General features: G+C 66.6%; 22 protein-coding genes. 16 read left to right on the top strand and 6 right to left on the bottom strand.

Features of this window, described 5'->3' with window-relative positions:
• Window positions 1-11: 11 nt before the first annotated feature.
• From F579_RS0101855 to F579_RS0101815, 9 genes are read left to right on the top strand one after another with little or no spacing between them, the layout of a single operon-like run.
• Window positions 12-542, top strand: coding sequence for an invasion-associated locus B family protein (locus F579_RS0101855; RefSeq protein ID WP_019024530.1), 531 nt, complete (start codon window positions 12-14; stop codon window positions 540-542).
• A gap of 34 nt (window positions 543-576) precedes the next feature.
• A complete protein-coding gene (locus F579_RS0101850; protein ID WP_019024531.1) occupies window positions 577-1,131 on the top strand; it encodes a Na+/H+ antiporter subunit E in 555 nt (184 codons plus the stop codon).
• On the top strand, window positions 1,128-1,445 hold the full coding sequence (locus F579_RS0101845; protein WP_018139076.1) for a monovalent cation/H+ antiporter complex subunit F: 318 nt from the start codon (window positions 1,128-1,130) through the stop codon (window positions 1,443-1,445). Before F579_RS0101850 ends, F579_RS0101845 begins: the two co-directional genes overlap by 4 nt.
• On the top strand, window positions 1,435-1,731 hold the full coding sequence (locus F579_RS0101840; RefSeq protein WP_012982413.1) for a monovalent cation/H(+) antiporter subunit G: 297 nt from the start codon (window positions 1,435-1,437) through the stop codon (window positions 1,729-1,731). The genes F579_RS0101845 and F579_RS0101840 overlap by 11 nt, the downstream gene beginning before the upstream one ends.
• Window positions 1,728-2,723: a hydrogenase subunit MbhD domain-containing protein gene (locus F579_RS0101835; RefSeq protein ID WP_019024532.1), complete on the top strand. Its 996-nt coding sequence runs from the start codon at window positions 1,728-1,730 to the stop codon at window positions 2,721-2,723. Before F579_RS0101840 ends, F579_RS0101835 begins: the two co-directional genes overlap by 4 nt.
• A gap of 19 nt (window positions 2,724-2,742) precedes the next feature.
• A complete protein-coding gene (locus F579_RS0101830; RefSeq protein WP_019024533.1) occupies window positions 2,743-3,144 on the top strand; it encodes a cation:proton antiporter subunit C in 402 nt (133 codons plus the stop codon).
• Window positions 3,141-4,625, top strand: coding sequence for a complex I subunit 5 family protein (locus F579_RS0101825; protein WP_019024534.1), 1,485 nt, complete (start codon window positions 3,141-3,143; stop codon window positions 4,623-4,625). The genes F579_RS0101830 and F579_RS0101825 overlap by 4 nt, the downstream gene beginning before the upstream one ends.
• Window positions 4,622-6,145, top strand: coding sequence for a complex I subunit 5 family protein (locus F579_RS0101820; protein WP_019024535.1), 1,524 nt, complete (start codon window positions 4,622-4,624; stop codon window positions 6,143-6,145). The genes F579_RS0101825 and F579_RS0101820 overlap by 4 nt, the downstream gene beginning before the upstream one ends.
• Entirely contained in the window at window positions 6,142-7,866 is a 1,725-nt protein-coding gene (locus F579_RS0101815; RefSeq protein ID WP_019024536.1) for a complex I subunit 5 family protein, read from the top strand. Before F579_RS0101820 ends, F579_RS0101815 begins: the two co-directional genes overlap by 4 nt.
• Before the next feature lie 107 nt (window positions 7,867-7,973).
• On the opposite strand, the gene F579_RS0101810 is transcribed toward F579_RS0101815, so the two are convergent.
• The gene (locus tag F579_RS0101810; RefSeq protein ID WP_019024537.1) at window positions 7,974-8,873 is read right to left on the bottom strand and encodes an alpha/beta hydrolase; all 900 of its coding nucleotides are present in this window, start codon (window positions 8,871-8,873) and stop codon (window positions 7,974-7,976) included.
• Window positions 8,874-9,114: 241 nt separating this feature from the next.
• Here F579_RS0101810 and F579_RS0101805 point away from each other — a divergent pair, with 241 nt between their 5' ends.
• From F579_RS0101805 to F579_RS0101780, 6 genes are all read left to right on the top strand, one after another.
• Window positions 9,115-10,611 (top strand): FAD-linked oxidase C-terminal domain-containing protein, encoded by a 1,497-nt coding sequence (locus F579_RS0101805; RefSeq protein ID WP_019024538.1) that lies wholly within the window; start codon window positions 9,115-9,117, stop codon window positions 10,609-10,611.
• Between the two features lie 124 nt (window positions 10,612-10,735).
• On the top strand, window positions 10,736-11,710 hold the full coding sequence (locus F579_RS0101800; RefSeq protein WP_019024539.1) for a sensor domain-containing diguanylate cyclase: 975 nt from the start codon (window positions 10,736-10,738) through the stop codon (window positions 11,708-11,710).
• Between the two features lie 134 nt (window positions 11,711-11,844).
• The gene (locus F579_RS0101795; RefSeq protein ID WP_019024540.1) at window positions 11,845-13,149 is read left to right on the top strand and encodes a citrate synthase; all 1,305 of its coding nucleotides are present in this window, start codon (window positions 11,845-11,847) and stop codon (window positions 13,147-13,149) included.
• Between the two features lie 87 nt (window positions 13,150-13,236).
• Window positions 13,237-13,440: a DUF2892 domain-containing protein gene (locus tag F579_RS0101790; protein WP_019024541.1), complete on the top strand. Its 204-nt coding sequence runs from the start codon at window positions 13,237-13,239 to the stop codon at window positions 13,438-13,440.
• A gap of 108 nt (window positions 13,441-13,548) precedes the next feature.
• Entirely contained in the window at window positions 13,549-13,752 is a 204-nt protein-coding gene (locus tag F579_RS0101785) for a DUF2892 domain-containing protein (protein ID WP_012982402.1), read from the top strand.
• Between the two features lie 139 nt (window positions 13,753-13,891).
• Complete coding sequence (locus F579_RS0101780; RefSeq protein ID WP_019024542.1) at window positions 13,892-14,626, top strand: hypothetical protein; 735 nt, start codon at window positions 13,892-13,894, stop codon at window positions 14,624-14,626.
• Here F579_RS0101780 and F579_RS0101775 read toward each other — a convergent pair.
• Window positions 14,618-15,670, bottom strand: a complete 1,053-nt coding sequence (locus F579_RS0101775) for a DUF418 domain-containing protein (protein ID WP_026301066.1) — start codon at window positions 15,668-15,670, stop codon at window positions 14,618-14,620. The two genes, F579_RS0101780 and F579_RS0101775, sit on opposite strands and share 9 nt — an antisense overlap.
• Before the next feature lie 236 nt (window positions 15,671-15,906).
• Here F579_RS0101775 and F579_RS0101770 point away from each other — a divergent pair, with 236 nt between their 5' ends.
• Window positions 15,907-16,410, top strand: coding sequence for a heme-binding protein (locus F579_RS0101770; protein ID WP_019024544.1), 504 nt, complete (start codon window positions 15,907-15,909; stop codon window positions 16,408-16,410).
• Between the two features lie 80 nt (window positions 16,411-16,490).
• Here F579_RS0101770 and F579_RS0101765 read toward each other — a convergent pair whose 3' ends face one another.
• The 4 genes from F579_RS0101765 to F579_RS0101750 form a co-directional block, all read right to left on the bottom strand.
• Window positions 16,491-17,636: a PQQ-dependent sugar dehydrogenase gene (locus F579_RS0101765; RefSeq protein ID WP_019024545.1), complete on the bottom strand. Its 1,146-nt coding sequence runs from the start codon at window positions 17,634-17,636 to the stop codon at window positions 16,491-16,493.
• A 111-nt stretch (window positions 17,637-17,747) separates the two neighbouring features.
• Window positions 17,748-19,238, bottom strand: a complete 1,491-nt coding sequence (lysS, locus tag F579_RS0101760) for a lysine--tRNA ligase (protein ID WP_019024546.1) — start codon at window positions 19,236-19,238, stop codon at window positions 17,748-17,750.
• A gap of 24 nt (window positions 19,239-19,262) precedes the next feature.
• Window positions 19,263-20,358 (bottom strand): peptide chain release factor 2 gene (gene prfB, locus F579_RS0101755; protein WP_155984977.1). Its coding sequence is split into 2 segments (ribosomal slippage): window positions 19,263-20,285 and window positions 20,287-20,358, totalling 1,095 coding nucleotides; the frame shifts between segments, so codons are not numbered across the junction.
• Window positions 20,359-20,458: 100 nt separating this feature from the next.
• Window positions 20,459-21,406, bottom strand: a complete 948-nt coding sequence (locus F579_RS0101750; RefSeq protein WP_019024548.1) for a hypothetical protein — start codon at window positions 21,404-21,406, stop codon at window positions 20,459-20,461.
• Window positions 21,407-21,516: the final 110 nt, after the last annotated feature.

Here is a 21,516-nt window from a genome sequence, read left to right as displayed (position 1 = left end):
GAGATCCCTACATGAAGCCTTACCTGGCATTCGCTGGTGCGCTGCTGCTGGCCATCCCGGGCCTGACCCTGGCCCAGGCCCAGACCGACCCGCAGATGGAAGAGCAGATGCAACAGCAGGAGCCGGAGACCACGACCTACCAGGACTGGGAGGTCGCCTGCATCGAGACTCAGGGTGGCGAACGCTGCCGCATGCAGCAGACGCTGCAGATCCAGGACGAGCAGGCGCAGGGTGCCTACCTGCAGGCCTCGCTGTTCCGCGATGGCGACAGCTACATCATCGAGATCCTGCTGCCACTGGGCGTGGACCTGCGCCCCGGCATCCTGATGCAGGTCGACGAGGACGGCGAGGAGATCGAGGCCCCCTACATCGCCTGCGTGGAGCAGGGCTGCGTGGCGGGCCATGAGCTCAGCGAGAGCCAGTTCAGCGCGATGCGTGGTGGTAGTGCGCTGACGGTCGGCTTCTGGCCGCTGCATGGCGACCAGCCGCTGGCCTTTGACGTCTCGCTGATGGGCTTCACTGACGCCAGCGAGCGGCTCTAGGCTTTCGCTTGGCTGCGCCACACGGGCCGGTACAATGACCCGTGTGGCGAAGCACAGGGACGCAACGAGCCGGGGCGGTCTCAACCGCGCACGGGCACGCTGGCGGCGGGCAGCCTGGACTGTCCTGGCCGCCGCCGTACTGTGGTGGATCCTGGCCGGGCTGGAAGCCCTGCTGGAACCCCTGGCACTGCTCGCGGTTCTGCTGGCCGGGGCCGCCAGCCTCGTACTGCCCACCGGCCGCCCCCTCGGCGTCCGTTTCCGGGCCATACCGGGTCTGATCGGCTATTTCCTGCGAGCCTCCTTCCTCGGCGGTATCGACATCGCCCGACGCGCACTGGACCCCAAGCTGCCTATCGCTCCGGACTTCATCGAGTACCGGGCCGACCTCCCACATGGACCACCTTTGACCCTGTTCATGGCCGTGCTCAGCCTCCTCCCGGGGACCCTCAGCGTTCGCCTCGAGGGGCGCCTGCTGACCGTGCACGTGCTGGATCGCCACAGCCAACCTGAAATGGCCCTGCGTGAGCTTGAGAAACGCATCCATGCCGCCTTCGAAGACCCACGCCGGCAATCAGAGGAGACACAATGACTGTCTTCTACCTGGGTGCCGCACTCTTTCTGCTGGCGACGATCCTGCTCGGCCTGATCCGTGTGCTACGTGGCCCAGGCTCCGGCGACCGCATGCTGGCCGCCCAGCTGTTCGGCACCACCGGCGTCACCATCCTGCTGCTGCTGTCACTGACGCTCGAGACCCCGGCACTGGTCGACGTCGCGCTGGTCTTCGCGTTGCTGGCGGTAGTGGCTGCAGTCGCGTTCGTCCGCCAGCACGGCCTGCCGGAACCGTCGGGCACGCCCATCCATCAGCGCCACGGCCAGAAAAAGGAGCCGGACGATGATCGCTAACACCCTGACCGTGATCCTGATCCTCGCCGGACTGGTGTTCTTCGCGGCCGGCACAGCCGGGCTGCTGCGCTTCCCGGATGTCTACTCCCGCCTGCACGCGCTGACCAAGGCGGACAATGTCGGGCTGGGCCTGGTCATCCTCGGCCTGATGCTGCAGGCCGGCGGGCCGGCGGACATCCTCAAGCTGTTCCTGATCTGGGTACTGGTCCTGGCGGCCGGCACCACGGCCGCGCACATGGTGGCGCAACGTACCTGGACCCACGGGGAATTCGAGTCCGACCGATGAGCGACCTGCTCCTCGTCGTCTTCGACCTGGTCCTGCTGGTCGGACTCCTCGGGGTCGCCTGGCGCTGCCTGGCGAGTACCGACCTGTTCCGGGCGGTGGTGCTCTTCATCACCTTCGGGCTATTGCTCGCGCTGGCCTGGGTGCGTCTGGAGGCCCCGGACATCGCCCTGGCCGAGGCCGCGATTGGCGCCGGGATCACCGGTGCCCTCTTGCTGGTCACGCTGGAACGGCTGCGCAGCATCGCGGTCGAACGCCGGCGCGGGCGCCCTGACGAGCCACCCGACCCGGCCGGCGCCGACGCCCTGCTGCACGCCCTGCATGACCCCCCGCCGCCACGACGGACCTTTGTCCCGGCACTGACCTTCGCCCTGGTGGTTGGCGGGCTGATGGTCACCGCCCTGTGGCATCAGCCGGACGCCGTGGGCCTGGAGCCCGTGGTCGACGAACACATGGGCGTCTCGGGCGTGGATCACCCGATCACCGCCGTGTTGCTGAATTTCCGCGCCTACGACACCTTCCTGGAGCTGGCGATTGTGCTGATTGCACTGCTCGGGGCCTGGTCGCTGGGACGCTACGACCGCCTGCCGGCACGCCCGGCGCCCGGCCCGATCCTGCCCGGCACCCTCCGGCTCCTGGTACCGGTCGCGATCGTTACGGGCGTCTATATCCTCTGGGCGGGCAGCCATGCCCCGGGCGGGGCGTTTCAGGCGGGGGCCATCCTGGGGGCCGCGGGCATCCTGCTTGTACTGGCGCGGCCGCGCGACCTGCCGATGGCGCCGAGTACGCCGCTGCGGCTCGGACTGGCCGCGGGCGTGGGCCTGTTCCTGGCGATCGGCATCATCGGCCTGTTCATTGGCCCGGGCCTGCTCGGCTATCCGCCCGAATGGGCCTATCCGCTGATCATCGTGATCGAGGTCGCGGCCACGCTGTCGATCGCGCTCACCCTGGTGGCGCTGTTCATTGCCGGGCGGCCTGCTGGAGACGATCACTGATGGCCGGAGACGCTTGCTGATGGAATGGCTCGCCCAGCAACTGGCCCCGGGCCTGATCTACCCGACGGCCGGCGCGATCCTGTTCGCACTCGGCCTGTACGGGCTGATCCGCCGCCATCACCTTGTGCTGCGGGTTCTCGCGTTGAACATCATGGGTTCCGGCGTCTTCATGGTGCTGCTGGGCATTGCGGCCCGCGGCGAGGGTCCACCAGACCCGGTTGCGCAGGCGCTGACGCTGACCGGCATCGTGGTCGCGGTCAGTGCGACGGCATTTGCCCTGGCATTGGTCGTGCGCCTGGCACGGATCACGGGCCAGGCGATGATGCTGCCGGGCCCGCCGGACGATGACGCGCCGGTGGATGACATCTCGCGCGAGGAGCATGCCCCGTCCACGGAGTACGAGCGGGAGCGTCGCGAATGAGCGAGACACCCGCCGCAATGCTCCCGCTGGCGATCAGCGGCCTGGTGGCCCTGTCACTGGCGCTGGCCATCCTCGCCACGATCTGGCCGCGCCAGGCGCACCGGATTGGGGGTTATGGCGCGGTTCTAATGGCCGCAGCCGTGGTGGCGCTGAGCGCCCTGTTCCTGGCTGCAGGACCCGAGCCGGAGAACGCGGCCACACGCGTGGCGCTGGGCGGCTGGGAGGCGCCGCTGGGCGTGATGCTGCACCTGGACGGGCTGTCGATGACGCTGCTGGTCCTTACCAGCGTGGTGGGGATGGCGACCAGCCTGTACAGCCTCGGGTACGTGCACGACCCGATCGAGCGCCGCCAGTTCTGGCCCCTGTGGCTGTGGCTGTGGGCCGGGCTGAACATGCTGTTGCTGTCCGGCGATGCCTTCAACCTGTATATCTCGCTGGAGGTGGTGTCGCTGTCGGCGGTGGCGCTGGTGGCGTTCACAGGGACCGCCGCCGCCGTCTCCGGGGCGATGCGCTACCTGCTGATCAACATCCTCGGCTCGCTCAGCTTCCTGATGGGGGTCGTGCTCCTGTTCGGGGAACACGGGGTGCTGGACCTGGTGCTGCTGGAGGCCCGTACGGAGATCGGCCCCACCGAGCGCATGGCCGCGGTACTGATGACCGCCGGGCTGATGCTTAAGGCGGCGCTGTTCCCTCTGCATGTCTGGCTCGCCCCCGCACACGGCTCTGCCCCGGCCCCCGTCAGCGCGGTGCTCTCCGGCCTGGTGGTCACCGGCTCGTTCTACCTGATCCTGCGCCTGTGGATGGGGCCCTTTGCCCCGCTGGCCACGCCGGCGTTCGGCATCCTGGTGGGGCTGCTTGGCGTGGCCGCGCTGATCTGGGGCTCGGCCCAGGCCCTGCGCTCCGGGCGCCTGAAATCCATCGTTGCCTACTCCACCGTGGCCCAGTTTGGCTACCTGCTGATCGCCTTCCCGCTGATGCTGGTGGACTCCGAGGCGTGGAAGGTGGTGGTGTTCTTTGCGGTCGTCCATGCCCTGGCCAAGGCCTCCGTCTTTCTCGCGGCCGGCACGCTCCAGCACGCGGCCGGGCATGACCGCATCGCCGAGATGGGCGGAATCCTGCGCGCCCGCGGGCGGACGGTGTTCGCGCTCGGACTGGCCGGGGTCAGCCTGATGGGGCTGCCCTTCACCGGCGGCTTCATCGCCAAGTACCTGCTGCTGGAGGCGGGTCTGGCCACGATCCTGGCAGGCAGCCTGATCGGCGTGCTGTGGGTGATCGCGATTGCCGGGGGCGGGCTGCTCGCCGCCGGGTACGTGCTGCGCATGGTGGCCCCGGCCTTTCACCGCGGACCCCGGGACGCCGGCGAGGCCGTCTCGCCCTGGATGGACTGGGTGCCGCTGGGGCTGGCCGTGGTCGCGGCCGCTGCCGGGTTCGCCGGCACCCTGACCCTGCACACCCTGACCCTGACGCCGGGGGCACCATGAGCGACGGCGGCTGGCTGCTCCTCGCGATTCTGATGAGTTCACTGGGCCCGGGCCTGGCGATCTTCTTCCTGCCCGAACGGCGCTATGGCCTGCGAACCCTGCTGAACCTTGGTGGTGCCGGGACCAAGCTGGTACTGGTCGGCTGGCTTCTGGTGAGCGTCCTGCGTGGCGACGAGTACCGCCTGGTCCTTCCGCTCTTGCCAGGGATCGATTTTGTGCTTGCGGCGGACGCCCTGTCGCTGCTGTTCGCCACGCTGTCGGCGGTCCTGTGGTTCGTCACCACCGTGTACGCCATCGGCTATCTGGAAGGTTCGCCCCGTCGGAGCCGCTTTTTCGGGTTCTTTTCCCTTTGTGTCAGCGCCACCGTCGGGATCGCGCTGTCGGGCAACCTGATTACGCTGCTGATCTTCTACGAGCTGCTGACGCTGGCCACCTGGCCACTGGTGGTACACCGGGGCACGCCCGCCGCCCTGCGCGCCGGACGGCTGTATCTGGGCTATACGCTGACCAGTGGGCTGGTGCTGTTTACCGCGATCGTCTGGCTGACCTTGCTGGCCGGGGCCGAATCCTTCGTGCCGGGCGGCTACCTCGGCGAACTCGCGAGCACGCACGAGACTACCCTCAAGGTCCTGTTCGTGATGCTGATGATCGGGTTCGGGGTCAAGGCAGCTCTGGTGCCGCTGCACTCCTGGCTGCCGATTGCGATGGTCGCGCCCGCCCCCGTCAGTGCCCTGCTGCACGCGGTCGCGGTGGTCAAGGCCGGGGCCTTCGGGATCGTGCGGGTGGTGAACGACGTCTTTGGTGCCGAGGTCGCGATCGAACTCGGGCTCGCCGCGGGGCTGGTGGTGGTCGCCGCAATCACCATCCTGTACGGCTCGATCCAGGCCCTGCGCACGGACGACCTGAAGCAGCGGCTGGCTTTTTCCACCGTCAGCCAGGTCTCGTACATCGTGCTGGGGGTCGCGCTGGCCGGGCCGCTTGGGGTCATCGGCGGGCTGGTGCACCTGGTGCATCAGGGGATCACCAAGATCACGTTGTTCTTCTGTGCCGGCAACTTCGCCGAGACCCTCGGCATCCACAAGATCAGCGAGCTGGACGGCGTGGGCCGCCGCATGCCGCTGACCATGCTGGCCTTTACCCTGGGTGCCCTGGGCATGATCGGCCTGCCGCCGCTCGCCGGCTTCGTGACCAAGTGGCATCTGGGCCTCGGGGCGCTGGAGGCCCAGTTCCACTGGGTACTGGCGGTGCTGATCGCCAGCAGTCTGCTCAACGCCGCGTACTTCCTGCCGCCGGTCATCCGCGGCTGGCTCGGCGAGCGCCGCACCCCCTGGCACGAGCACATGGTCGAACATAGCGGCCCCACGCGCTTCGAGACGCACTGGATGCTGCTCGTCCCGACGTTATTCGTCGCAGCGCTGAGCCTGCTCGGCGGTCTCCTGGCCGGGATGAGCCTGAGCCCGCTCGACTGGGTGACCCTGATCGTGGAACGCGACTATTCGATCCCGGGGTTCGCGCCATGAACGCCCTGATCTGGCTCGCGATTCCTCTGGTCCCGTTGCTGCTGGCGGTACTGATCGGCCTGCGGCCGCACCGAACCCGCTTCAACCGCTGGCTCCCGTGGGCGGCTTTGCCCGGTCTTGCGGGCGCGGCCGTTGGGGGTGATGTCGAGCCGGCCGCCCTGGACTGGCTGATGCTGAACACCCTGCTGGGGCTGGATCCCCTGGGGCAGGCCTTTCTGGCACTCACCTCGGGGCTGTGGCTGGCCGCCGGCCTGTTCGCCCTGAGCGACCGCCAGGATGACCCGTTGCGCCACCGCTTCTACGTGTTCTGGCTGCTCGCGCTGTCCGGAAACCTGGGCCTGATTCTCGCGCAGGACGCCCTGAGCTTTTATCTGTTCTTCTCGCTGATGAGCCTGGCCGCCTATGGGCTGGTGGTGCATTTCAATACCGCGGAGGCCTGGCGGGCCGGGCGCATCTATCTGATCCTGGCCGTCGTTGGCGAGATCCTGTTGTTTGCCGGCTTCGTAATGGCGATCCACCAGGCGGGTGGCGATACGCGGCTGACCGCGATCGCCGAGGCGCGGCCCGAGGGCTGGGGACTTGCATTGCTGGTGCTCGGGTTCGGTATCAAGGCCGGCATGCTTCCCCTGCATTTCTGGCTGCCACTGGCGCACCCGGCGGCACCGGTCGCAGCCAGCGCCGTCCTGTCGGGCGCCATGATCAAGGCGGGCCTGCTGGGCTGGCTGCGGGTATTGCCACTGGACGAGACCGGCCACGTGCTGCTCGGCGAGACCCTCGTGCTGCTGGGTCTGTCAGCGGCCTTCCTCGCCGCAATCGCCGGGGTCCTGCAGTCGCGTCCCAAGACCATCCTCGCGTACTCCAGTATCAGCCAGATGGGACTGATGACGGCCGGGGCTGGGCTGGCGCTGGTCCTGCCCGACCTGCGGGCCTGGCTGCTGATGGCCGTTACGCTCTACGCCGTGCACCATGGCTTTGCCAAGGGTGCATTGTTTCTGGCCGCCGGGATGACCGCCCAGCGCCCCGCGGCTGGTGCAGCCCGCCTGGCGTTCTTCCTGTTCGCGTTGCTGCCGGCTCTCGCCCTGGCCGGGATGCCAATGACCAGCGGAGCACTGGCCAAGAATACCCTGAAGGAACCGCTGTACGACGCCGATCTGGCCGGCTGGATGGCTCATACGGAGTTCGCCCTGACACTGGCGGCTGCCGGCACGACGCTCCTGATGCTGCGCTTCCTCTGGCGCTGGTATCAGGCACAGCGAGACACACAGGCGCCGCCCCGCGCGGACTCCCGCCGCTGGTGGGCCTGGGGTGGCCTGGCGTGCATGTCGCTGGTCTTCCCCTTGCTGGGGGTGGCAGTCGCCCCACCGGAGCAGGTTCCGGCCTGGGTCGTGCTGACGGGTCTGAGCCTTGTCTGGCCGATCGCTATCGGCCTGTTCCTGGGCCTGCTGGCCTGGCGATGGGCGCGGGATCACGAGCGACCATTGCTTCGGGAAGGCGATCTCGTTGTGCCTCTGGAGTGGCTCGTGCACACCGGCCAGCGCCTGTGGCACCGCCGCCCTGCATGGACCGGCGTCGGGCGCCACCCGGCGCGCCTGCGCTGGGTACGCTACCGGTTGCGAGAACGGCTGGAACTGGCCGAGCGCGTGCTCACACGCTGGGAGACCATCGGCCTGCTGTTCGCAGCCGCGATGCTGGGCCTGTACCTGACCCTCTGGGCCGGTTGAGGAAACAGTGATCCACAGATCAGTGTTTCCTTAAGGCAGGCGCAAAAAAGGCAGGCGCAAAAAAGGCCGGCCCGAAAGGGCCGGCCTGATGGGCTAGGGTCAGTCAATCAGTGCTGATCGAGGAAATCGACGGTGAAGTCCACCACGTCGTCGGCGAAGAAGTCGCGGAAGAAGTGATCCGCGCCATCGACGGTGTTCACGGTGATGTGCTCCTTGTCCTCGACCGCATCCATCCGCTCCGGCAGATCCGCCACCACGTCATCCTCGGACCCGATCACCACCAGCGTCGGGGTCTGAATGCCGTCGATCACGCTGGGCGTGTTGTGGACCGGAGCCGGATCGTAATAGCTCAGGAACGCATGGGGCGCGACATCCAGCTCGCCACACTGCAGGAAACGCACGCCTTCGAGCATGGAGCCGTCGCCACGATCGTGCTTTTCCTGGGCGCGGGCCAGTACCTCACCCAGTGGTTCGCCGGCCTGCTCTTCGTAATCCGCGGCGACCTTGTCCGCATCGAAGGTAGACGGGGCGACCAGGACCATCGCGCGGATGTCGTCCGGATCATGTTCGGTCAGATAGCGCGCTACCTGGTTGCCGCCACGCGAGTGCCCGAACAGCGTGACCGGCCCATAGCCTTCACCCTGCAGCCATTCCTGCCAGGCGGCGACCTCCTTCAGGTGCTCGTCCACGCCATGATGGATCGGCGCATCGCACTCGAACATGCCCTCGCGCTCGTCGATCCCGTAGCTCAGGTTGATGGACAGCGTGTTGTGGCCGCGGTCGGCCAGTTGATCCTGAACCGCCTGCATGACCTCCATGCGGCCATGGGCCAGCGTGCCGTGCAGCATCAGCACCACACCGTCTTCAGGAGAGGCGCCGGCCCCCTCCTGGAAATGACCGATCAGGGTCAGGTCGTCATGCTCCAGCGTGACCTTGTCGGCCGCAAACGCCGGGGCTGAAGCCAGGGCAGCGGCCGCACAGGCCGTCGTGATCCATGAATACCGCATCGCAATCTCCTTGGGTCGGGGTTGGAATCATTCTAGTAATCCCGCGAATGACTAGACCGTCACGCAGCAGGAAAAATTCCCGACCCGCACTCTGTTTATTGCATCCGCCTTCACCGCGTCCTGCCCATTCAGCGTTTGCCGGACCAAGAGACAACACGAAGTGACACGGACATTTCCTGCGCCGCCCACGGCCTGTAACCTGAAGGGTCCATCACCCACTCCGGACGCCCCTGACCAAACCATGAGTGCCGCACAGCCCCTGCCCCCGGATTCCACTGCGCTGGATGCGCTGGCGGCTGCGATCGCGGTTCTGCAGCAAGAGCTGCCCGCGGATCGGCTGATCCTGGAGGCCCACGAGCGCCGCACCTACGAATGTGACGGGCTGTCCGCCTATCGCCAGACCCCCGGTGCCGTCGCGCTGCCCCACACGCGAGAGGAACTGCTTACCTGCCTGCGGGTGTGCCGCGAGCACCAGGTCCCGATCGTGCCCCGCGGGGCGGGCACCGGACTCTCGGGCGGGGCCCTGCCCAGTGCCACCGGATTGCTGCTGTCCCTCGCCCGCTTCAACCGCATCCTGGAGATCGACGCCGACAACCGCTGTGCGGTCGTGCAGCCCGGCGTACGCAATCTCGCCATCTCCGAGGCGGCTGCCCCCCAGGGCCTCTACTATGCCCCGGACCCTTCGTCCCAGATCGCCTGCTCCATTGGCGGCAATGTTGCCGAGAACGCCGGCGGCGTGCACTGCCTGAAATACGGCCTCACCGTGCACAACGTGCTGGGACTGGAAATGGTCACGCTGGATGGCGAGACCATCCGCCTGGGCGGCAAGACCCTGGACACCGCGGGCCCCGACCTGCTGGCGCTGATGATCGGCTCCGAGGGGATGCTCGGCATCGTCACCGAGGTCACCGTGCGCCTGCTGCCCCGTGCGGAACGCACCCAGGTTCTGCTGGCGAGCTTCGACGATGTGGAGGCCGCCGGGCGCGCAGTGGCCGGGATTATCGCGGCCGGATTGATCCCGGCCGGCCTCGAGATGATGGACAATGCCGCGATACGCGCAGCCGAGGATTTCGTGCATGCCGGCTACCCGGTGGATGCCGCCGCGATCCTGCTGTGCGAGCTCGACGGCACCAACGCCGAGGTCTCGGAGGACATCATGGTGGTGCGCCGCAAGCTGCTCGAGCTGGGCGCCACCGAGGTGCGCACCGCACGCGACGCCCAGGAGCAGGCCCTGTTCTGGGCCGGGCGCAAGGCCGCCTTTCCGGCCGCCGGCCGAATCTCGCCGGACTACTACTGCATGGACGGGACCATCCCCCGGCACCAGCTCGGTACCGTGCTCGAGCGCATCAATGCGCTGTCGCGCGAACATGGCCTGGGCGTGTGCAACGTCTTTCATGCCGGCGACGGCAACCTGCACCCGCTGATCCTCTACGACGCCAACCAGCCCGGCCAGCTGGAAACCGCCGAGGCCTTCGGGCAGCAGATCCTGGAGCTGTGCGTGGCGGTCGGCGGGACCGTGACCGGCGAACACGGCGTGGGCGTCGAGAAGCTCGACGGCATGTGCGTGCAGTTCGCGCCCCTCGAACTCGAACAGTTCCACCGGCTGCGGCAGGCCTTCGACCCGCTCGGCCTGCTGAACCCCGGCAAGGCCGTGCCCACACTGGCACGCTGCGCCGAGTTCGGTCGCCAGCACGTCCATGGCGGCCAGCTCCCGCACCCCGACCTGCCTCGACTGTAAGGCGCCGCCGATCCCGCGGCGCATCCACAAAATCTGGAATTGCTGCAGTCCGGATGACACTCTAATAAGATGCAGCGACAGTCCAAAGTAACGGGCTATCGCCAAGAAGCCCGTGCGCGATCGAATGAAACGTTCCCACGACCGGTGCGACGCCGCCCACGACTCGTTCACCCAGGGCGTCGACAACACGCTGCGGCTCCTGCACTTGCTGGCCCCACTCGACACCTGGATGCTGACGCGGGTGGAAGGCAACGAACAGATCGTGGTTCGCGCGGACGACCACGGTTACGGCATCGAGGCCGGCACGGTTTTCGACTGGAGCAATTCCTTTTGCATCCGCATGCTCGAGGGCCGCGCCCCGCGTATTGCACCGGACGCCGCCAGCGAACCCTCGTATGCCGAGGCCCTGGAAGCGCTCGCCGCCGCCGGTAACGAGGTCCCAATCAGCAGTTATATCGGCTACCCCATCCGCGACGTCGACCACCAGCTGTATGGCGTCCTGTGTGCGATCCATCCGGAAACCATCGCCATCTCGCCGGAGGAACACGACGCGCCGATCCAGGCCGCGGTGGGCACCCTCGAGTCCCTGATTCATATGCGCCATCAGGTCGACAGCCTGGAGCGCGAGCAGGAAACGCTAAGGCTTGAGGCCCACACCGACACCCTCACCGGCGTTTACAACCGCCGTGGTTGGTCGCTCGCCCTCGCCTCAGAGGAGGATCGTTGTGCACGGCACGGTCTGCCGGCTGGCGTCGTCATGGTCGACCTGAATGGACTGAAGCTTCTCAACGACAGCGAGGGGCACGACGCCGGTGATCGGCTGATCGCAACCGCCGGTCGTGTCCTGCGCGAGACCGTGCGTGACATCGACACAGTCGCCCGCCTCGGCGGCGACGAATTCGCGATCCTCTTCCCCGAGACACCCATCGACTACATTCCGGATATCATCCGGCGCCTCCGCGAAGCCCTCTCCCAGGCCGGGGTTTCCGCCGCACTGGGGGCATGCTCGCGCGATACACGTGGCGATCTGCAAGCCACCCAGGCCCATGCCGACAAGGCCATGTACGAAGACAAGCGCAGCCAGCGCAACGCCCACTGACAGAACGTGGTGGAACCCGTCCAGGATTCGGGGAAACGGTCCGGAACGACGCTGCCCGGCCCGTGTCGATGGTTTACCATGCTCTTTTAGACTCCGCGCGTTCGGGCGCCCCAGCGAATCTTCGAGGCCGTTTCATGAGCAAGACCGTCACGCTGACCGACAACACCACCGGCAAGAGCATCGAGCTGCCGATCCAGGAAGGGGCCCACGGGCCCAACTGCATCGACATCCGTGCGCTGTACAAGGAACTCGGCTACTTCACCTACGACCCGGGGTTCATGTCCACGGCCAGTTGCCGTTCGGACGTGACCTTCATCGACGGGGACGAAGGCACCCTGCTCTACCGTGGTTACCCAATCGAACAGCTGGCGGAGGAGAGTACCTATCTTGAGGTCTGCTACCTGCTACTGAACGGCGAACTGCCCTCCTCCGACGACCTGCACGACTTCTCGCGAATCATCAAGGAACACTCGATGCTGCACGAGGCGGTGCGCCGCTTCTTCGACGGCTTCCGTCACGATGCGCATCCGATGGCGATCATGGTTGGCGTAGTGGGCGCGCTGTCGGCCTTCTATCACGACAACGTCGACGTGCATAACCCGGAGCACCGCAGCATCGCTGCGCACCGGCTGATCTCCAAGATGCCGACCATCGCCGCCTGGTCGTACAAGTACGCACACGGCCAGCCGTTCATGTATCCGGACAACAACTTGTCCTACACGGCCAATTTCCTGTCGATGATGTTTGGCGTGCCCAGCGAGCCCTACCAGCCGAACCCGGTGTTCGTGCGCGCGCTGGACCTGATCCTGATCCTGCACGCCGACCACGAGCAGAACGCCTCGACCTCCACCGTGCGCCTGTCCGGCTCTTCCGAGGCGAACCCGTTTGCCGCGATCTCCGCCGGCATCGCCTCGCTGTGGGGCCCGCTGCACGGCGGTGCGAACGAAAAGGTCGTGCGCATGCTCGAGGAGATCGTGAACTCGGACAAGAGCGTGCAGGACTTCGTCGCCCGCGCGAAGGACAAGAACGACCCGTTCCGCCTGATGGGCTTCGGCCACCGCGTGTACAAGAACTACGATCCGCGCGCCAAGATCATCCGCAAGATGTGCCACGAACTGCTGGCCGAGATGGGCGACATGGGCGCCGACAACCAGCCGCTGTTCGACGTCGCGATGGAACTGGAGCGTATCGCGATGGAGGACGACTACTTCATCGAGCGCAAGCTCTATCCGAACGTGGATTTCTACTCCGGCATCATCCTGCGCGCGATGGGCATCCCGCTGAACATGTTCACCGTGATCTTTGCCCTCGCCCGTACGGTCGGCTGGATCTCGCACTGGAACGAGATGATGCAGGACCCGGAATCGCGCATTGGGCGCCCGCGCCAGCTCTATACCGGGCACCCCTCTCGCCAGTACACCTCAATCGAGGAACGCTAGGCCGGCTCCGCAGGTTCCCCTCCTTGCCGTTCGACTGCGCCAGTGCTATCTACTGGTTAAATGAAGGACGCAAGGGAGGGAACGTCCATGAACCTTGATCGCTTTTTCCTGGTCTTCGCCGGGATCGTCGTCCTGATCAGTGCCTTGCTGACCTGGGCCGCCAGTGGATGGTGGCTGCTACTGACGATCTTTATCGGCGTCCACCTGATCCAGTCTGCCTTTACCGGATTCTGCCCTTTGGCCATGGTGCTGAAGAGCCTGGGCATGAAACCCGGCGAGATCTTCCACTGAACCGACCTGCTTCGACACGTGCACGGGCCCATTGATCGATGGGCCCTTGTATTTCTGTGTCCGCGGGCACATATTAGAGTTGTCTAATAGATAACCCGGGAGACCCCCATGAGCATCGATCGCATTGTCCTTGCCTTTGCCGGCACCGTCGTCATCATCAGTGCCATCCTGGCCTGGGTATTCAGCCCCTGGTGGCTGCTGCTGACCCTGTTCGTCGGCTTCAACCTGCTGCAGTCGGCCTTCACCGGCTTCTGCCCGCTGGCCATGATCCTGAAGGCCATGGGCGTCAAGCCCGGCGAGGCCTTCAACTAGACCCGCCATCTGGCAAGGCCCGGGCCGCTCGGCCCGGGCCTTCTTGCGTCAAGGGAACACCGAACCGTGTTTCCAGAAGGACCTGCAAAACACCCTGCCCTGGCGCACAATGGAGGGACACCCAAACCTGCCGCCCGCGATGCTCTCGCTGATCCCGCGTCTGTTCCAGCGCGCCCCCGAACCCGACACCGAGGCCCGCCAGTGGGTCCGCGCCGTAACCCTGTGGGCGCGACGCCAACCCGTCTGGGCGCGCCCGCTCGGCCAGGCCCACCTGGTCCTGCCGATTCGCGAGCATTTCCCCGGGCAGGCCGATACCCGCCACGGGATGGCGCAGATCGTGTTCGACGCCGTATGCAGCCATTCCGGCTTTGCCGACGGCCCGTTTCGGCTCGCGCAACCGGACGACCTCCTGGACGACCCGGTACCGATGGGGTCCTGGGACCACACACCCCGGCCCGAATCCATCCCGATTCCGTACGACCCCCGGCTGGTCGGCGAGAACGAGGCCCTGATCGGGCACTTTGCCCGCGAGATCGCGCTGAGACTGCTCCCCACCTCGGAAGAACCTGCCCCCTCGCAGGCCGGCAACGAGGGGCATGTGGCCGAACTGCTGGCCACACAGATGGGATTCGGCGTGATGCTCGCCAACACGGCCTTCCACGTGCGGGTTGGTGGCTGTGGCTCGTGCAGTGCCCCGAGCGCAGAACGCCAGGCATCGCTCGGGCGCGACGATCTCGTCTATGCGCTGGCCTTGTTCTGTCACCATCAGGGCATTGCCCCGAGCCGGGCGCGAACCTTCCTCAACAAGCCGCTGCGACCGGTATTCCGTCAGGCCACACGCGGCCTGGCGCAGCAGTCTCGCGCATCAGCCTGATCCGGTCTTCGGCGAGCGCCTCCATGTCCACGGCACGACCAGCAGGCTCTCCAGGGGACCCTTGCGGAACAGCCGGCGCCAGCCCACCGCAAACAGCATGAACAGCCCGGTGAAGGCCCCCGCCACCAGCAGCGCGGGCCCGACCTCCTGTTTGAAGACCAGTTCGTCGCGCCACAGGGCGATCACGACCAGGTGCAGCACGTAGAAGGTAAGCGCCAGCTGGCCCGTTGCGACCAGCGGCCACAGCGCACGCCCGAGACGATCCGCCGCCACCAGACTCACGGCAAGCACGGCCACGGCCACTCCAGTCGCATTCAAGAGCCAAAGCGGACGCTGGCTGTGGGCCTTCATGTCGGCCAGATCGGCCCAGCGCAGCCCCACGCCCGGCTCGCCCCACCACGCAAAGAGCCCCACATGCAGGCCCCAGGCCACCCCTGCGACCAGAACCCCGACCAGCAGCATCCGCAAACGCAGCACGTCGCTGCGCAGATCGCAGCGACCCAGCCACAGACCCACCAGGAAGGGCACGATCCAGGTCACCAGCGGATAGGGGCCCGAAAACAGCAGGGCGTGCAGTATCACGCCCGGCGGGTTGTTGGGTCCTATGCCGACCCGCTGGAACGTATCGGGATCCAGCATCTGACCATACAGATACAGCGGAGGGCCCAGGGTGAAGGCCACCAGGCCGATCAGGAGGAGAACGAAGGTATGCAACCGTACCAGCCCGATCGAGAGCACAAAGAACAGCGCGTACGTCTGCAGAATCACGTTCAGCTCATCCTGCATGGCCTGCAGGGCCAGGCCCAGCGGGAACAGCAACAGCGCCCGCCACAGGAGCTGACCGGCCAGGCCCTCGGCCGCGACACGCCGCGAGGCCGCCAGAAACGAGATCCCGACCCCGGCTACCAGCATGAACAACACCGACGCCCGCCCGTGCGGCAACGCATACCACTGCCCCGCGACGGACTCCAGGCGCGTGGGCCCTACATGCACCATCAGCATGCCGATCATGGCCAGCGCACGAGCCACATCGACCCCTTCCAGGCGCCTGCCCTCCCTGGGCCTAATGTGCTCCACCCTGTTTCCTCCGCGCGCTGTGGACGATTGCACTCACAGCACGACCGTGCCCGATCCACGCGCAAACATCACGTATCACGCACGGGTTTCGCCAACTGTGTTCGCCCCGTGGACAACCTGTTGAGAGATCACACCTAGCGCCATTGCGGAACACCCGATCAATGACTAGATAACAGATGGGATCCAAACAAAGGAGTACCGCCATGCGTATCACCAAGTTCACCCCTCTGTTCCTCGCCGGCGCCCTGGTATTCGCCGCAAGCCCGGCGCAAAGCAGCGAGGGCACCTTCAATACCCCGACGCTCCTCCCCGAACTGGCCGTAAAAGCGGTCGAGGCAGCCGTGGAGGCCTGTCGTGATCGGGATACCCAGGTCGCGGTGGCCGTTGTGGATCGTCACGGTGTAACCCAGGCCGTGAAACGCGACCGCTTCGCCGGTGCCCATACCGTCGATACCGCCGTGTCGAAGGCCTGGACAGCGGTCAGCTTCCGTACCGACACCCTGGAGCTGCGCGAAATGACCATGCCGGGCGAGCTCGGCTACGGCATTCAGCACCTGCCGAATGTGACCATCCTGGGCGGTGGTGTGCAGATCACCGATAACGGGAGCATCATCGGTGGCATTGGCGTCTCCGGTGCCCCAAGTGGTGAAGTCGACCACGAGTGCGCCGAGGCCGGCATCGAGGCCATTGCCGACGACCTGTTCTAGGCCCGCAACGAACAAGGCCCTTCCCGCTCGGGAAGGGCCTTCTACTGTCCGGACCTTGGTAGCAGCCAAGACCGGTGGTGCTAGCGGGCTTCCATCCGGTACAGCCCGCCGTCGGACTCGTCAGTCAGCACGTAGATATGTCCGTTCGGGCTCTCGCGCACATCGCGGATGCGCCCGATCTTTCCATGCAGCAGCTCCTCCATGTGCACGACCTCGTCGTCCTCGATCACGATGCGCAGGATACGCTCGGCGCGCAGGCCGCCGGCCAGCAGATTACCCTCCCAGGCCTCGAAGCGATCCGAGGTGACCAGCGCCAGACCCGAGGGCGCCAGCGTGGGCAGGAACTCATAGACCGGGGGGATCACATCGTCCGCTTGACGGGCATCGCCAAATGGGCGCTCGGTCGGATATTCCCGTCCGCGGGTGACACCGGGCCAGCCGTAGTTACCACCAGCCTCCATCCGATTGAGCTCGTCCCCGCCACGTGGGCCATGGTCGGTCAGCCAGATCGTGTCATCGGCGGGATCGACCACCAGCCCCTGCGAGTTGCGCAGGCCGTAGGCATAGATGTGCGGCTGGGCGTCGTCACGGTCGGCAAACGGGTTGTCTGCCGGGGCCTCGCCGTCCTCGGTCAGGCGCAACAGCTTGCCGGTGTGGCTGGACAGGTCCTGGGCTGGCTCCTCCTGGCGGCGGTCGCCGATGGTCATCAGCAGGGTGCCATCGGAGAGCCAGGCGAGGCGAGAACCAAAGTGTCCATGATTGCTGCCCCCACGATCCTGCTCGAAGAGCTTCTCGAAGTCGTGCAGCTCGCCATCCTCCAACAGGCCACGCCCCAGCGCGGTGTAGGACTGGTCTTCGTCACCAGAGGAGTAGGTCAGGTATACCCAGCCGTTGTCACGAAAATCCGGATGAAGCGACACATCCAGCAGCCCGCCCTGGTCACGGGCCACTACATCCGGAACACCTGCCACCTCGCGGACTTCGCCGTTCCTGCGGATGTGCTTCAGCGCGCCGGTACGCTCGGTGACCAGATAGCCGCCACCGGGCAGGAACGCGACCGACCACGGGTGTTCCAGATCGCCCGCAACCCGCACCAGATCGAACTGTTCGTATTCGGTGCTGATGCCGGACTCGACCGTCTCGCCGGCCTGGGCACCACCGGCCAGCAGCGCCGTGGCGGCCGCAGTACCAACCAGACTGCGCCAGACAGGACCGTAATTTGCCATGACAACCTCCCGTTCTTTCCGTGAAACCACAGCCATGCGACCGACAGGGTTTCCCGGTGTTCCCGCAATCGGCTTGCCCGTCGGCCCAATCTCGGCGGAGAAGGGGCGGCTTCAGGCCTCCGGGCGCAGGTGCGGGAACAGCAGCACGTCGCGGATCGAGGCGCTGTCGGTCAGCAGCATCACCAGGCGGTCGATGCCGATGCCCTCGCCGGCGGTGGGCGGCAGGCCGTATTCCAGGGCGCGGATGTAGTCGGCGTCATAGTGCATCGCCTCGTCGTCGCCGGCGTCCTTCTCCGCGACCTGGGCCTGGAAGCGTTCGGCCTGGTCCTCGGGGTCATTCAGCTCGGAGAAGCCGTTGGCGATCTCGCGTCCGCCGACGAACAGCTCGAAGCGGTCGGTCACGAACGGGTCGATGTCGTTGCGCCGCGCCAGCGGCGAGACCTCGGTCGGATAGGCGGTGATGAAGGTCGGGTGGCGCAGCTTGTTCTCGGCGGTGTATTCGAAGATCTCGGTCCACAGCTTGCCGAGGCCGAAGGTCGGCTTGATCGGGATCTCCAGGCGCTCGCAGTGGGCGCGCACCTTGTCGATGTCCGCCAGGTCCTCGCTGCTGATCTCTGCGTTGTGCTCGAGGATCGCCTCGCGCACCGTCATGCGGGTGAACGGCTGGCCGAAGTCGTAGGTCTCGCCCTGGTACTCGATGGTGGTCGTGCCCAGCACGTCCTCGCACAGCCCGCGCAGCAGCGTCTCGGTGCGGTCCATCAGCGCGTGGTAGTCCACGAACGCCTCGTAGAACTCGAGCATGGTGAACTCGGGGTTGTGCCGGGTGGACAGCCCCTCGTTGCGGAAATTGCGGTTGATCTCGAAGACCTTCTCGAAGCCGCCCACCACCAGGCGTTTCAGGTACAGCTCCGGCGCGATCCGCAGATACAGCGGCATGTCCAGCGCATTGTGGTGGGTGGCGAACGGCCGCGCGGTCGCGCCGCCGGGGATCACCTGCATCATCGGGGTCTCCACCTCGATGAAATCCTCGCGTTCGAAGTACTCGCGTATGTAGCGCACGATCCGGGTGCGGGTGCGGAACAGCTCGCGGCTGTCCGGGCTGGTGATCAGGTCCACGTAGCGCTGGCGGTAGCGCTGTTCCTGGTCGGTCAGGCCGTGGAACTTCTCCGGCAGCGGACGCAAGCTCTTGGTCAGCAGGCGCAGTTCATCCAGCTGGACCGTCAGCTCGCCGGTCTTGGTCTTGAACAGCGTCCCCTGCCCGCCGACGATGTCGCCCAGGTCCCAGTGCTTGAAGGCCGCGTAGACGCCCTCCGGCAGGCTGTCGCGCTGGGCGAACAGCTGGATGTCCCCGGACTGGTCGCGCAGGCGGACGAAGCTCGCCTTGCCCATTACGCGCTTGCCGATCATGCGCCCGGCCACGGTCACGCGGATCCCCTGACCCGCCAGCGCCTCGCCTTCGGTGTCGTCATGCGCGGCGTGCAGATCGGCCGCCAGGGCATCACGGCGGAAGTCGTTGGGGAAGGCCGGGCCGGCCTCGCGCAGCTCGTTCAGCTTGGCGCGACGCTGGGCGATCAGCTTGTTCTCGTCGGTAATCTCGGTCATCGGGAATCCCGGTAAAAGAAAGCGTTACAGCCCACTCTTAAGGCTGGCTTCAATGAACTGGTCCAGGCCGCCGTCGAGCACGGCCTGGGTATTGCCAACCTCCACGCCGGTGCGCAGATCCTTGATCCGCGACTGGTCGAGCACGTAGGAGCGGATCTGGCTGCCCCAGCCGATGTCGGACTTGGCGTCCTCGGCCGCCTGCTTCTCGGCATTGCGCTTCTGGATCTCCATCTCGTAGAGCTTGGCCTTCAGCTGCTTCATCGCCGTATCGCGGTTCTTGTGCTGCGAACGGTCGTTCTGGCAGGCCACCACGATGCCGGAGGGCTCGTGGGTAATGCGGATCGCGGACTCGGTGCGGTTGACGTGCTGCCCGCCCGCCCCGGAGGCGCGGTAGGTATCCACGCGCAGATCGGCCGGGTTGATCTCGATCTCGAAGCTGTCGTCCACCTCCGGCGAGGCGAACACCGAGGCGAACGAGGTATGCCGGCGGTTGCCCGAGTCGAACGGCGACTTGCGCACCAGGCGGTGCACACCGGTCTCGGTGCGCAACCAGCCAAAGGCGTATTCGCCCTCGATGCGCACGGTCGCGCTCTTGATGCCGGCGACCTCGCCCTCGGACAGTTCGATGATCTCGCTCTTGAAGCCGTGGGCCTCGGCCCAGCGCAGGTACATGCGCAGCAGGATGTTGGCCCAGTCCTGGGCCTCGGTCCCGCCGGAACCGGCCTGGATGTCGAGATAGGCGTTGGCCTCGTCCATCTCGCCGGAGAACATGCGCCGGAACTCCAGCGCCTCGACCCTTGCGGTCAGGGCGGCGACGTCGGCCTCCACCGCGGATGCCGTCTCGGCATCGTCATCGGCCTCGGCCATCTCCAGCAGGTCGCGGCTGTCGTCCAGCTGCGTGCCAATCTCGCGGATGTTGACGACGATGTTCTCGAGCTGGGCGCGTTCCTTGCCCAGCGCCTGCGCACGATCCGGGTCGTTCCAGATGTCCGGGTTTTCCAGTTCGCGCTGGACCTCTTCTAGGCGTTCTTCCTTGACCGGGTAGTCAAAGATACCCCCTAAGGCCTTCCAGGCGGCCTTTCAGGTCATCAATCTGGGTATACAGCGGATTCAGTTCCATGATGCGTCGATTTCCGGTGTGCGGGTGGGCAGAAAAGCCGCGCAGTATAACACCCCTGACCCGGCGTCTGGCGCACTCGGGACCAACCGGACAAGCTGGGTCAGAGGGTTCGCGCGCGCCGCCAGAAGGCCAGGCTGTCCCGGCGCTCCAGTATCCTGGGCGGCTCGGTGCGCGCGAGCGGATCGTGAAACTCCAGCGCCTCCAGGCGCCCCCTCCGGAGCAGGGGCAGCAGGGGCTGCACGACGTCATCGGCCAGCGACTGCATGACCTCCGCATGGCGTTCGAGGTCGCGTGCGCCTGCCAGGGCATCCAGCACCACGACGGTATCGCGCGCCATCTCCGCAGCAGATGCCGGGTCGGGGGACCAGTCGAGCGCCGTCCAGTCCGCCAGAAAATGCGCGACAGGCCCGCCGCCACAGACCGCGCGCACGGCCGTGGCACCCTCCGGACGCCCCGGTGACCAGAACCACAGCCCGTGAACGGGTGTCCGCCCGGACTGCTCGCGCGCCTGGTTCACCGGATGCTGGAACCAGGTCATCTGCAGGGCATTGTTGAGGACCTGCAGACGGCGCGCGACGTCGCTGTCCATCGCACCCCGGCTCATCGAGCGACCCCAGCCCGTTGAGGGCGGCTCGCCCGCGCCATCCCCCTCGCCCTCCATTTCCAGGAGCCACAGTCCACCCGAAGACAGCCGCAGCGTGGCCCCCGCCGCCTCCAGATCCGGACGGGCCGCCTCCCACAGCGCCTTGCGCTCTTCCTGATGGACCTCGAAGACCGGATCCGCGACCAGGTCCTTCATCCCCGGCGTCAGCCGAACGGGCCAGACCAGCCAGAGGCGCGGGCCTGCATCCGGCTGCACGAAGCCCAGCCTCCGAGCGAGCTGGACCTCCCAGCCCTGACGGGCGCTGGCCGGCGCGGACGCCAGCGGGCGTGCCCGGCCCAGCCAGCGGGCAAGGTGACGGATACCCGGAGGATCCTCGCCGTCCTTCGGCAAGCCCGCCTCGGCACGCCGAAACAACCCGGGCAGCAGGAGCGTCACCCTCGCCATCTTGGGTACCCCCTCGTCGCGGCCGTTCCTCCCCTGCAAAGGCGCATCTCGATCCCCTGTGGCTTGATCCACGGTCATGCTACCACCGAGGCAGGCGTCGCCCGAGGAAC

Source organism: Thioalkalivibrio sp. ALJ21, from assembly GCF_000378605.1.
In the GTDB taxonomy this organism is placed as follows: domain Bacteria; phylum Pseudomonadota; class Gammaproteobacteria; order Ectothiorhodospirales; family Ectothiorhodospiraceae; genus Thioalkalivibrio.
This window is presented reverse-complemented; position numbering and strand designations above follow the sequence as displayed.

Excerpts from the sequence above, each read along its gene's own strand:
- F579_RS0101855 (WP_019024530.1), top strand. The coding sequence starts at position 12 with ATGAAGCCTTACCTGGCATTCGCTGGTGCGCTGCTGCTGGCCATCCCG.
- F579_RS0101850 (WP_019024531.1), top strand. The coding sequence starts at position 577 with ATGACCCGTGTGGCGAAGCACAGGGACGCAACGAGCCGGGGCGGTCTC.
- F579_RS0101845 (WP_018139076.1), top strand. The coding sequence starts at position 1,128 with ATGACTGTCTTCTACCTGGGTGCCGCACTCTTTCTGCTGGCGACGATC.
- F579_RS0101840 (WP_012982413.1), top strand. The coding sequence starts at position 1,435 with ATGATCGCTAACACCCTGACCGTGATCCTGATCCTCGCCGGACTGGTG.
- F579_RS0101835 (WP_019024532.1), top strand. The coding sequence starts at position 1,728 with ATGAGCGACCTGCTCCTCGTCGTCTTCGACCTGGTCCTGCTGGTCGGA.
- F579_RS0101830 (WP_019024533.1), top strand. The coding sequence starts at position 2,743 with ATGGAATGGCTCGCCCAGCAACTGGCCCCGGGCCTGATCTACCCGACG.
- F579_RS0101825 (WP_019024534.1), top strand. The coding sequence starts at position 3,141 with ATGAGCGAGACACCCGCCGCAATGCTCCCGCTGGCGATCAGCGGCCTG.
- F579_RS0101820 (WP_019024535.1), top strand. The coding sequence starts at position 4,622 with ATGAGCGACGGCGGCTGGCTGCTCCTCGCGATTCTGATGAGTTCACTG.
- F579_RS0101815 (WP_019024536.1), top strand. The coding sequence starts at position 6,142 with ATGAACGCCCTGATCTGGCTCGCGATTCCTCTGGTCCCGTTGCTGCTG.
- F579_RS0101810 (WP_019024537.1), bottom strand. The coding sequence starts at position 8,873 with ATGCGGTATTCATGGATCACGACGGCCTGTGCGGCCGCTGCCCTGGCT.
- F579_RS0101805 (WP_019024538.1), top strand. The coding sequence starts at position 9,115 with ATGAGTGCCGCACAGCCCCTGCCCCCGGATTCCACTGCGCTGGATGCG.
- F579_RS0101800 (WP_019024539.1), top strand. The coding sequence starts at position 10,736 with ATGAAACGTTCCCACGACCGGTGCGACGCCGCCCACGACTCGTTCACC.
- F579_RS0101795 (WP_019024540.1), top strand. The coding sequence starts at position 11,845 with ATGAGCAAGACCGTCACGCTGACCGACAACACCACCGGCAAGAGCATC.
- F579_RS0101790 (WP_019024541.1), top strand. The coding sequence starts at position 13,237 with ATGAACCTTGATCGCTTTTTCCTGGTCTTCGCCGGGATCGTCGTCCTG.
- F579_RS0101785 (WP_012982402.1), top strand. The coding sequence starts at position 13,549 with ATGAGCATCGATCGCATTGTCCTTGCCTTTGCCGGCACCGTCGTCATC.
- F579_RS0101780 (WP_019024542.1), top strand. The coding sequence starts at position 13,892 with ATGCTCTCGCTGATCCCGCGTCTGTTCCAGCGCGCCCCCGAACCCGAC.
- F579_RS0101770 (WP_019024544.1), top strand. The coding sequence starts at position 15,907 with ATGCGTATCACCAAGTTCACCCCTCTGTTCCTCGCCGGCGCCCTGGTA.
- F579_RS0101765 (WP_019024545.1), bottom strand. The coding sequence starts at position 17,636 with ATGGCAAATTACGGTCCTGTCTGGCGCAGTCTGGTTGGTACTGCGGCC.
- lysS (WP_019024546.1), bottom strand. The coding sequence starts at position 19,238 with ATGACCGAGATTACCGACGAGAACAAGCTGATCGCCCAGCGTCGCGCC.
- F579_RS0101750 (WP_019024548.1), bottom strand. The coding sequence starts at position 21,406 with ATGGCGAGGGTGACGCTCCTGCTGCCCGGGTTGTTTCGGCGTGCCGAG.